The following is a 9,909-nucleotide window of genomic DNA, read 5'->3' as shown; positions in this document are numbered from 1 at the left end:
CTGGTACCAGGCGTCGAAGGCCGGTGCCTTCGTCGGCCTGCTCGGCGGCGTGCTGGTGTGGGGCTACACGCTGCTGCTGCCGAGCTTCGAAGGTGGTTCGGTGATCCCGGCCAGCCTGTTCCAGGAAGGTCCCTGGGGCATCGCCGACCTGCGGCCGCAGGCGCTGTTCGGCACCGAAGGCGTCGACCCGCTGGTCCATTCCCTGGTCTGGAGCCTGGGGATCAACGTCGCGCTGTTCGTGCTGGTGTCGCTGGTCCGCGACCAGAAACCGCTGGAGCGCCTGCAGGCGACGGTGACGGGAATCGCCGAAGCCAACGGTGCCAGTGCTTCGCTCGCCGTGACAGGCTCGACGCCGGTTACCGGCAACCACCCGCAACTGCTGCAGGCGATGATGCCAACCCTGGTGCGGGCGGCAGGAGAGGATCGCGTTTTCGAAGGCAATCTGATTACCGGTGCCGAGGACTTCTCCTATTACCAGGAGAAAATTCCCGGCCTGTTCCTGATGCTGGGGGTGGGTGATCCCGCAGTGCCACGGGAACAACGGCCCTCCAATCACTCCCCTTTATTCACCGTCCAGGAAGATGTCCTGATCGTTGGCGTGCGGACCCTGGTCGGCTTCGCCCTGGATTATCCCGGCGGCGGCAGGTTCTAGCACCACAAATCAGCGTGGATCCGATGGCATCACTGGAAGGTCAGCTGGTACAGGCCGCGCACGACCCGTTGAAGAGAGATTGATATGCGTAATGTCCTGGTCTTGCTGTTCGCGCTGTCACTGTCGCCGCTCAGTGTCGCGCAGTCAAACTGGTCGCTGGAACTGGATGCGGAAGAGATGACGCGGGCCGAAGCCCTGTACCAGCAATACTGTTCACTCTGCCACGGCGAGGACCGCAGCGGTTACCGCGCCGACCACGCGCCGTCACTGCGCAGTCAATCCCTGCTGTCGACGGCTTTCCCCGGCTTTCTGTTCACCGCGATCGGCTACGGCCGTGCAGGCACCGCCATGGACGGCTACAGCGATGAAATGGGCGGCCCCCTGAATCGTGATGAACTGCGGCTGCTGACTCGCTGGCTGCTCGCCGTAGAGGGAGTAGAACCCGTCACGCTGCCGGATACTCCGGTTCAGGGCGACGCCACGCTAGGAGCCAGCGTTTACGCTGAACGGTGTGCGAGCTGCCATGGCACCAGGGGCCAGGGCGATACGGGCCCGGCGCTGGGCGACCCCGCCCTGTTGGCCAACGCCTCTGACGCTTTTCTGCGCCACGCTATCGCCAACGGCCGCGATGGTACGCCCATGGTTGCCTTTGCAGATCAGTTACCCGAACAAGATATCGACGCTGTTGTCGCCTATCTTCGCAGTCAGGCATCCGGTTGGAGCCCCCAGCCGCCAACGCTGCGCAAGCCGCCGGCGCCAGCGGATTACGTGCTCAACCCGGATGGGGAGGAGCCGGTATTCACCTTGCGTGAGGGGCGCTATGTGCCCGCCGCTGAGGTAGTGCGGGCACTGGAGGAGAAACGCCGGTTCATTCTCCTCGACACGCGACCCGCCTCGGCCTGGCAACGCAGCCATATCCCTGGCGCGGTACCCATGCCGTACTACCGGGAAAAGGATCGCGCTGGTGACAACCTGCCCAATGACGGCACCTGGATTGTTGCCTATTGCGCCTGTCCGCACGCCGCATCGGACTTCGTGGTCAACAATCTGCGGGACCTGGGTTACCAGAACACCGCCATCATTGACGAGGGCATCCTGGTCTGGACAGCGCTCGGATTGCCGGTGACGGCGGGCGGGGCCCTGGCGGCGGACTGAGCATCCTGCAGCGGCCATGCCGTGGTTGGATTCAGGCACCCAGCTGCGGTATCAGCTCCGCGAAGCGGTCGATCATCGGCATGATCTTTTCGGGCTGGTCCCACATGTCCACGGCAACGCCGATGACCACGCGTTCAATGCCCATGTCGCGATAGCGTTTCAGGGTATCCAGGTCAGGGGTGATCAGCGTCTGCAGGGTAATCGGCACCGCTGCAGGATCGCGCCCGTTACCGCTGACCTGCTCACGGAAGGCGGCGATTGAGGTGGCGACATCGCCCATGGCCACATCCACCGGCATCCAGCCGTCGGCCCACTGGGCGGCATGTTTAACACCGAGCGGCCCCATGGCGCCAAAAATCACCGGGGGGCCTCCGGCCTGGGCTGGCTTGGGATTGCACCAGACCGGGTCGAAGTCGAGGTACTCGCCGTGGTATTCGGGCTCGTCATCCCGCCACAGGGCACGGGTGGCGGCGACAGTCTCGCGCATCACGCCGTAGCGTTTATCCCAGGGCTGGCCGGTACAGTTGCTGAACTCTTCTTCGTTCCAGCCCACTCCGGTGCCGATCATCAGCCGGCCACCGCTCAGGCGGTCGAGGCTGGCGATGGTCTTGGCCTGGGAGAACAATTCCCGTTCCATCAGCAGAGCGATACCGGTGCCAAGTTTCAGGGTGGTGGTCACTGCCGCCGCCGCCATGAGAGTGACATAGGGATCACCCATCAGTTTGTAGGCTTCCGGCAGCTCGTCGCCCGCCGGATAGGGCGTCTTGCGGGAAACCGGGATATGGCTGTGCTCACCGGTCCAGAGCGACTCGAAACCGCGTTCTTCAAGGGCGCGAGCCAGCTCCCGCGGGTCCGGATCGTGTGGTGTGTTCATGAAACTGAAGCCCAGGTGCATGGCCTTGTTCTCCTTTTTAATCATGCTCTATGGTGACAGCGGCGTACGTGCCGGGCAGAGGTCGCGCCGCTGGCCTCAGCGGATGAGGAAATCATCGGGCTCGACCCGATGGGTCATTTTCCAGTACTCAATAATCCGGAACGGGAGGTTGGCGGTCACCCGGCCCGCTTCGTTCTTGTACCAGTTTTCGACCAGCGGCGAACCCCAGGCCGTGGCCGCGTTCACCGCATCGACCCTGGTATTATAGGCATCGTGTACCGCCTGCCGGCATTCCAGCGTGTGCTGGTTGCGCTGCAGGAGGAGCCTGATGCACTCCAGGATGTAGTGTACCTGGGACTCCGCATTGTGGGCGATACTCCCCGCCACGACCAGGTTGGTATTGGGCCCGTAGATGCAGAACAGGTTGGGGAAGTTGGGCACGGTAATGCCGAGATAGGCGCGGCCGTTGGTCTCCGACCACTGGTCGTTGAGACTGACCCCGTCACGGCCGGTGATCCGCATGGGAAACAGGAACCGGTCGGCGTGAAAGCCGGTGGCGCAGACGATGGCGTCCACCTCATGATGCACGCCGTCGGCAGTGATCAGGCCGCGGGCATCCGCTGCCGTTATCCCCGTCGTGACCACCTCGACATTGTCCTGCTGCAGCGCGGCAAGGTAGCTGCCATTGTCCTGCAGGATGCGCTTGCCAAAGGGAGGATAGGCGGGCAGCACCTTCGCCAGCAGTTCCGGGTCCCGCACCTGCGACTCGATCCAGGCGCTGAGCAACTCGCGCATGCCGTCGTTGGCCGCGCTCACGGAGTGGGTGCTGTGCCAGTCAGGGTCGGCCAGGGTCTTGTCGTAGACGCCCTCCACGGAGGTGTAGAACAGCCAGAAACGGTACCACTTGGAGTAGTAGGGCAGTTTCTCGAGGGCCCAGCGCTGCCCCTTCCCCACCGGGGAATGATATTCGGGATTGGGGAACATCCACACCGGCGAGCGCTGGAACGCGGTGAGTCGGGTCGCGGACTGCGCCAGTTCCGGGATGATCTGGAACGCGCTGGCACCGGAGCCGATGACCGCCACCCGCTTGCCGCTGAGGTCCAGACCCCGGGGCCAGGCCCCGGAGTGCACCAGCGGTCCCTGGAACTGCTCCAGCCCGTCAATAGCCGGCAGCTTCGGCCGGTTCAGCTGGCCCACGGCGCTGATCACCGCGCATGCCTCCAGTACCTCCTCCGTGCCATCTGCGCCCCTGATCCGCACCGACCAGTCGTCGCTGGCGTCCCTGAACTCGGCGGCGATGACCTCGGTCTCGAAACGAATATGCGGTTTCACCCCAAAGCGCTCCGCACAGTCATCGAAGTAGGCGCGAATTTCGTCGGCCAGCGGGAAATGACTGGTCCAGCCGTGATTGGGGGCAAATGAATAGCTATAGCTGTGGCCGGGAACATCAACCCGGCAGCCCGGATAGCGGTTCTCGTACCAGGTGCCACCGACGCCCGGATTCTTCTCGATGATGGTGTAAGGTATTCCAGCCTCACCGAGACGAATGCCGGCCAGAACGCCACCCATCCCGGCGCCGATGATGACCACCGGGAACTCCGCCGCACGCGCCTGCAGCGCAGGATCCTGCAGCTGCAATCCGCGGCGGTCTACCCCGTCCAGCGCCACTTCCTCGTTAATGAATTCAAGGTACTCCGCATCCACGCCAGGGCCACACATGAAGCGGTAGAGCGCATCCATGGTTGCCGCGCTCAGCGGCGGCAACCGGCCACCGCGCTGCCGCCAGTCAGCGATGGCCGCCAGCGCCCGCGCCTGCACGAACTCCACCTGGGCCGCCGTGTACCCGCCTTCCAGCAAGGCTTCTCCGGTCTCGGCACCGGCCGCAACGACATCCAGGGTTCGCGGGCTGGGCAGCTCATTGAGGATGCCGGTGTCCCCGGTCATATGCACAATGGACATGATCAGGGCGGCGGTATTCAATTCCGGCAAATATCCCGCGATGGTTTCAGGATCTTCGGTAACCGGGGACAGCTCGGGCGCGAGTGAAAGCACCATTGACACACCTCTCCAATCTTATCGTCCCCGCATAGTGCCTGCCGCAGGGAACACTGTCCTCCCTCATTTGGGTGAAGGGTGCGCCAATTTGTCACATCCCGCCGCCACCGTAGCTTCCTATAATGCCCGGCCTGTAAACAGCGCAAGAGAGCAGCACTATGGAGCGTAGCAAACTGTTACCCCGGGCCGTGGCCACAGCGGTGCTGGTTGCAATCAGCCCCCTGAGCACCGGTCACGACCTGGCCATTGAGCTGGTCGAGGTTACCGCCCGCGCCGACACGGATGCGAACCAGCTGCTCAGCGAGGCGCCCGTCACCCGTCCTACCCATGATGCCGGGGAGCTGCTGCGCTCGGTTACCGGCATGACTGCACTGCGCCGGGGGGGCCGCGGTTTCGATCCGATCGTTCGCGGCCAGAGCCAGGCCAATCTCAACGTGATTGCCAACGGCGCCTTCAGCTACGGCGCCTGCCCGGGACGGATGGACCCGCCCAGCACCTACGTCGGCGTCGACAGTTTCGATTCCGTTTCCGTGATCAAGGGTCACCGCTCGGTGCTCTACGGCGCGGGCGGCAGCGGCGGCACCCTCCTGTTCGAACACCTGCGCCCGGAGCTGAACAGCAACGGCCTGGCAGGGTCGGTGACCACCGGCTATACCGGCAACTCCGACCTGGGCAGCCTGGCGGCAGATGTCGCAGCGGGCAATGAACGCGGCTATGTGCGCCTGTTTGGGGCAACCAAGCACGGCGACAACTACCGGGACGGCAACGGTGACAGGGTGGCCTCAGCTTTCGACTCCCGGACCCTCGGCCTGGTGGCCGGTATCGACCTGACGCCGGATACCTGGCTGGAACTCAGCCACGAACGCGCCGATGAAGACGATGTCTGGTATGCGGGCAACGGCATGGACGCGGTGTTCGCCGACTCCGCCAGCACCAGCGTGAAGTGGGTACAACAGGGCCTGGGGCCCGCGGACGAGGTCGAACTGACGGTGTATTACAGCGATGTTGACCACCTGATGGACAATTACAGCGTACGCCAGCGCAGCACCCAGCCCGCCGGCATGGCGGCACCCTCCTCCTCCACCACCTGGGGGGGACGCCTGCTGGCCACCTTCCTCACCGATGCCAGCGACTGGCGAGCGGGCATCGACTACCGCGCCAACGACCGCAGCGCCGACCTCTTCATGGATCAGGGCAAGGACGGCAGCTACGACATGCTGGTGGCACGGATGTGGCCGGATGCGCAGCAGCGGCAGGCCGGCCTGTTCGCGGAGCTGGATCATCGCCTCAACGACCGGGACGCCCTGCGCCTGGGCCTGCGCCTGGACGACCACGACTCCCGGGCGGAGGAAGCAGACCTGAGTGCCGGAATGATGGGCAGCTCCACGCCGGTGCGTCTCTATGAGCAGTTCTACGGCACCACGGCTACCAGCAACGACCACAGCGCCCTCAGCGCCGTGGTGGGCTGGGACCGGCAGATTGATCCCGAGACCCTGTTCAGCGCCAACCTCAGCCGTTCCGTGCGCACTCCCGACAGCTCCGAGCAGTGGATAGCGCGCAGCGCCGGTGGCGCCTTCTGGGTGGGCAATCCCGGCCTGGAACCGGAGATCCACCAGCAGCTGGACCTGACCCTGGCCCGCGACCGCGGCCCTCTGGAGTGGAGCGCCACCCTGTTCGTCGACGCTGTCGATGACTATATCGAACGCTACCAGGAGGGCAGCGCGGACCTGTACCGCAACACCCGGGCCACCCTGTTCGGCACCGAGATCGATGCCAGCCTGGCCCTCAGCGAATACCTCAGCACGCGGCTCGGACTCGCCTGGACCCGCGGCCATGGCGACAACGGCGATCTTGCCCAGATTGCCCCGCTGGAAGCACGCCTGAACCTGGATTACCGGCGCAGCAGCTGGGCGCTGGGGGCCGAGTGGGTGGCCTCCGCCAGTCAAAGCAACTTCAACCCGGCGGTGGATGTCGACTCGCCCACCGCCGGCTTCGGGGTGCTGCACCTCTATGGCCACTGGAACCTGAGCACCAGCCTGACCCTGGAAGCGGGCGTCGAGAACCTGTTCGACCGCGCCTACGCCTATCACGTGAATGCCGGCAACGCCGACCCGTTCAACCCGGAGGCGATCCGGGTCAATGAACCCGGTCGGCAGGGCTGGCTGAAACTGCGCTACCAGTTCTGATAGCCGCCCGGAACTGGCTCAGGCGCTCCAGACCACCGGGCAATCGGGACCGTCGAGCACATCGCCCTCGCGGACGAATTCGTGATGGGGCTTGCGCGGAGCTCCCGGACGGAAGTGGTAGACCGCGTCATCACCGCAGTAACGCAGGCTGATGGCGCGGCGCCGGCGGGAGAGGCTGAGGTTGCCCCCCGCCGCGTGCAGGGTGCGGGCGTGGTGTACCGTCATGTCACCGGGCCCGAGATCAAACTGCAACAGCGTGACTTCCCCCGCGGCAGCGAGGGCCTCGATGTCCGGAATCACTTCGCCCTCGGTGCCCGGCATCGGCAGGTTGGAAACGAACCAGTTGGGCCGGTACTGACCCCGCCAGCGGTGGGATCCGCGCACAAAGCTCATGGCCCCGGTTTCTGCATCGGCCAAATCAAGTGGTATCCAGGTGGTACAGACCTGCTCGCCGCTCGCGTGGAAATAGGACAGGTCCTGGTGCCATGCAGTGCGCTCGGCCGTATCCGGCTCCTTCACCAGTACGCTGTCCTCCCACAGGTTGACCTTGCGCGAGCGCAACAGGCGCGCAACGATCTCGCCGATACGGGAGTCCAGGGCGAAGGCCCGACAGTCCGCATCGACACGCCAGTGATCGGTGCCAGAGACGAAGCGGCCGCGACCCTTGCGTCCGCCGGTCAGCACATCGCCGCCGGTGCTCGCAATTTCCGCGCCCATGGCGGACATGTCATGCATGGTGCCGCCAATCGACTCCTGAACCAGGCGATCGACCGCGGGAGCCATGTCGAGGACGAAGGCGGGGGCCAGCACACCTCGCAGGCAGACCACCCCGTCCTCCCAGAAGGCCGCCACCTCGTCTTCAGAGGGCAGTCTCAATAACACATCGTCGTTCATCTTCACTCTCCTTCAGCCGACAACACGGTGGAACCTCCATAATGCGGTTCCCCGGTCTGTCCGGTCAGAGCCCCTGCGTCCCGGGTCGATACCAGATCGGTGAAGTATAGGCCCGCTCCTGCAGGGTGGGGGGCACTGAATCCGGCAACGGCAGGCCGGTGCGCAAGCTGTCCCAGGTACTCCAGCGACAGGTCGGGTTTTCCAGCACACGAACGTAGTAGAACGCTGCTTGGTCCGGGTTAAAATCAGGGTCGCGCCACAAGGTCTGCAACTGGGTTGCCCCCTTGTCGCGAGAGATGTCACAGGTGGTCAGGGACACACGGGCGCCGTTGTCCGGGCAGCGATGGGACCCGGCATCCGGCTCCAGGCCATCGGCGCAGGCCACGTCATATACCCGCTGCCGCTTTTCACCCTCCTCGATCCAACCCTTGATCACCTGCACCCGCTGCAACCAGGCGCTGGCCGGATCCTTGATCGCCCAGACCAGGAATTGCGGTGGCCCGGCAGTACCATCGCGTACGGGGAGGTCCGCGCCCATGGCTGCCCCGCGCGCGTGGGCGAGGCCTATGGCATCGTGCCGCTGGAGGATATCCTGCGGCCAGGCCCAGCCGCCAAAAAAGCGGACCTTGATCCGGGGGCCACTGGTTCCGAATACCTCCCGCCGCGCCAGGGCATCGAAGATCGCTTCGCGGGTATTGCTCTCGGCCCAGACACCCGCCAGCCCCGAAGCACTGTACTTGACGTGTTCCACGTTGATGAAACTGCCGCCACGCCGCTGCTCCGGCGTGCCATCGGCAATGCCAATCTTGCCGTGGTAGTTGTCCTCCTCAATCGGCGAGGAGGCATTGTGGCCATCGCTCGCGGCAATGACTCCGAAGCGGTAGGGATTGAACCCGGCGGCTGCCTCCAGCTGCAAGCCGGTCAACCAGGCGTCGCGGACATAGCTGCCGCGCACCGCACCTTCGGTGCCACGCCCGCCCAGAAGGTCCCCCAGGATCTCGAAGCCGGCCCACTCGTCGTTGGGAGACAGCAGGGGATGGGTCTCGGAACTGCCCTTGATCTGGGTGATTTCCGCCAGCGGTTCGTTGCGCTGACGCAGCTCTGCGTACTCGGCATCCAGCGGTGTTCCGTCAAATGCCGCCGAATCCGGGAACATGAGACCGTTGCTGAGGTTGGAATTGTGCGAGATCGCCAGCGCCTCGATACCGAGTTCCCGCTGCGCCTCCAGCCACTGCCAAAGGTCCCTGGGATCGACGCTGTCAAAGCTGGAAAAAGGCTTGTCGGATACCTTGCTGCCGCGGAATATCACGTTGCGGTGCAGATTGATTTCGTCCATGGCGCCGGAGGAAGTCCATTCGTACCCCACCAGCGTGGTGAACTCGCCGGGGCGATAGAATCGATCCGCCAGCTGCACGTACTGCTGCCAGATATCATACCTCAGCCCGGATTCCACCAGGCTGGGAATCGGGGTGCCGGCGCCCATGGTCATCAATACGCCCAGCAGTGCCTCGTGGCGCCGGGCGCCGTCTCCCGCAGTGAGCGCCTGTGCAACCTCCAGCGAGGCCAGCTTGCTGTCCGGATCAAACAGCTGCGGCAGGATTCCCATGTATTCGGAATGATCGGTAACCGCGAGGAAATCCAGCGGTTGGCTCAGCTGCACCTTGCTCCCTCCGACGTGCGCTATCGCTTCGCCGCGGGCATAACGATAGGCCTGCTCTGGCCCTACCCGGACATTCATCATGAAAGCATCGGGCGAATTCATGGTGTGCACGTGCAGTTCACCGAACAGCGCGGTGTGCTCTGGATAGTGGGGGACTGGCGGGCTCGCAGGGTCAGCCTGTGCCTCTGCCACAGCAAGCGGGCGGGCTACGACGGGTTCAGGAGCGGAAAGTTGCGGCTGTTCACAGCCGGCCAGGGGCAACAGCGCAACCATGGCGGCCAGTAAAAGGCTTCGGTGTTGCACGGGTTCCTGCACAGCTTTTTAACTCCCTTAACGTCCAGCAAACATACTCCGGCAAAAGCACCACTCCAATGCGCCCAGGGCTGAAACGTTGAACCGGCCAGGGAAAAGGTTGCCGGGGATTGTTCATGAC

Annotated in this window: 7 protein-coding genes; 3 read left to right on the top strand and 4 right to left on the bottom strand. The window is 64.4% G+C overall.

The annotated features are described in order from the left end of the window. Both RJQ10_RS15525 and RJQ10_RS15520 read left to right on the top strand, forming a co-directional pair. Positions 1–652, top strand: a 652-nt coding sequence (locus RJQ10_RS15525; RefSeq protein ID WP_350148225.1) for a M20/M25/M40 family metallo-hydrolase, incomplete at its 5' end; no start/stop codon positions are given. Positions 653–736: 84 nt separating this feature from the next. After that, complete coding sequence (locus tag RJQ10_RS15520; RefSeq protein ID WP_350148223.1) at positions 737–1,807, top strand: c-type cytochrome; 1,071 nt, start codon at positions 737–739, stop codon at positions 1,805–1,807. Positions 1,808–1,838: 31 nt separating this feature from the next. Here the strand turns inward: RJQ10_RS15520 and RJQ10_RS15515 are convergent, their stop codons facing one another. Together RJQ10_RS15515 and RJQ10_RS15510 are read right to left on the bottom strand one after the other, a co-directional pair. Next, positions 1,839–2,702 carry an LLM class F420-dependent oxidoreductase gene (locus RJQ10_RS15515; protein ID WP_350148221.1) on the bottom strand — a complete coding sequence of 288 codons (864 nt, stop codon included), beginning with the start codon at positions 2,700–2,702 and terminating at the stop codon, positions 1,839–1,841. 75 nt (positions 2,703–2,777) lie between these two features. Further along, on the bottom strand, positions 2,778–4,736 hold the full coding sequence (locus tag RJQ10_RS15510; protein ID WP_350148219.1) for a flavin-containing monooxygenase: 1,959 nt from the start codon (positions 4,734–4,736) through the stop codon (positions 2,778–2,780). 158 nt (positions 4,737–4,894) lie between these two features. Between RJQ10_RS15510 and RJQ10_RS15505 the strand changes: the two genes are divergently transcribed. Beyond that, complete coding sequence (locus tag RJQ10_RS15505) at positions 4,895–6,922, top strand: TonB-dependent copper receptor (protein ID WP_350148217.1); 2,028 nt, start codon at positions 4,895–4,897, stop codon at positions 6,920–6,922. Between the two features lie 18 nt (positions 6,923–6,940). Here RJQ10_RS15505 and RJQ10_RS15500 read toward each other — a convergent pair whose 3' ends face one another. Beyond that, the gene (locus RJQ10_RS15500) at positions 6,941–7,816 is read right to left on the bottom strand and encodes a phytanoyl-CoA dioxygenase family protein (RefSeq protein ID WP_350148215.1); all 876 of its coding nucleotides are present in this window, start codon (positions 7,814–7,816) and stop codon (positions 6,941–6,943) included. 64 nt (positions 7,817–7,880) lie between these two features. After that, positions 7,881–9,779 carry a DUF3604 domain-containing protein gene (locus RJQ10_RS15495; protein ID WP_350148213.1) on the bottom strand — a complete coding sequence of 633 codons (1,899 nt, stop codon included), beginning with the start codon at positions 9,777–9,779 and terminating at the stop codon, positions 7,881–7,883. Between the last annotated feature and the right edge of the window lie 130 nt (positions 9,780–9,909).

Origin of the sequence: Haliea sp. (assembly GCF_040222615.1) — a bacterium.
Taxonomy (GTDB): Bacteria; Pseudomonadota; Gammaproteobacteria; order Pseudomonadales; family Halieaceae; genus Haliea.
The sequence above is the reverse complement of the archived record's forward strand: the minus strand, read 5'-3'. Positions and strand labels throughout refer to the sequence as shown.

What these genes read in the sequence shown, in the direction of transcription:
- RJQ10_RS15520 (WP_350148223.1), top strand. Translation starts at nt 737, where the DNA reads ATGCGTAATGTCCTGGTCTTGCTGTTCGCGCTGTCACTGTCGCCGCTC.
- RJQ10_RS15515 (WP_350148221.1), bottom strand. Translation starts at nt 2,702, where the DNA reads ATGCACCTGGGCTTCAGTTTCATGAACACACCACACGATCCGGACCCG.
- RJQ10_RS15510 (WP_350148219.1), bottom strand. Translation starts at nt 4,736, where the DNA reads ATGGTGCTTTCACTCGCGCCCGAGCTGTCCCCGGTTACCGAAGATCCT.
- RJQ10_RS15505 (WP_350148217.1), top strand. Translation starts at nt 4,895, where the DNA reads ATGGAGCGTAGCAAACTGTTACCCCGGGCCGTGGCCACAGCGGTGCTG.
- RJQ10_RS15500 (WP_350148215.1), bottom strand. Translation starts at nt 7,816, where the DNA reads ATGAACGACGATGTGTTATTGAGACTGCCCTCTGAAGACGAGGTGGCG.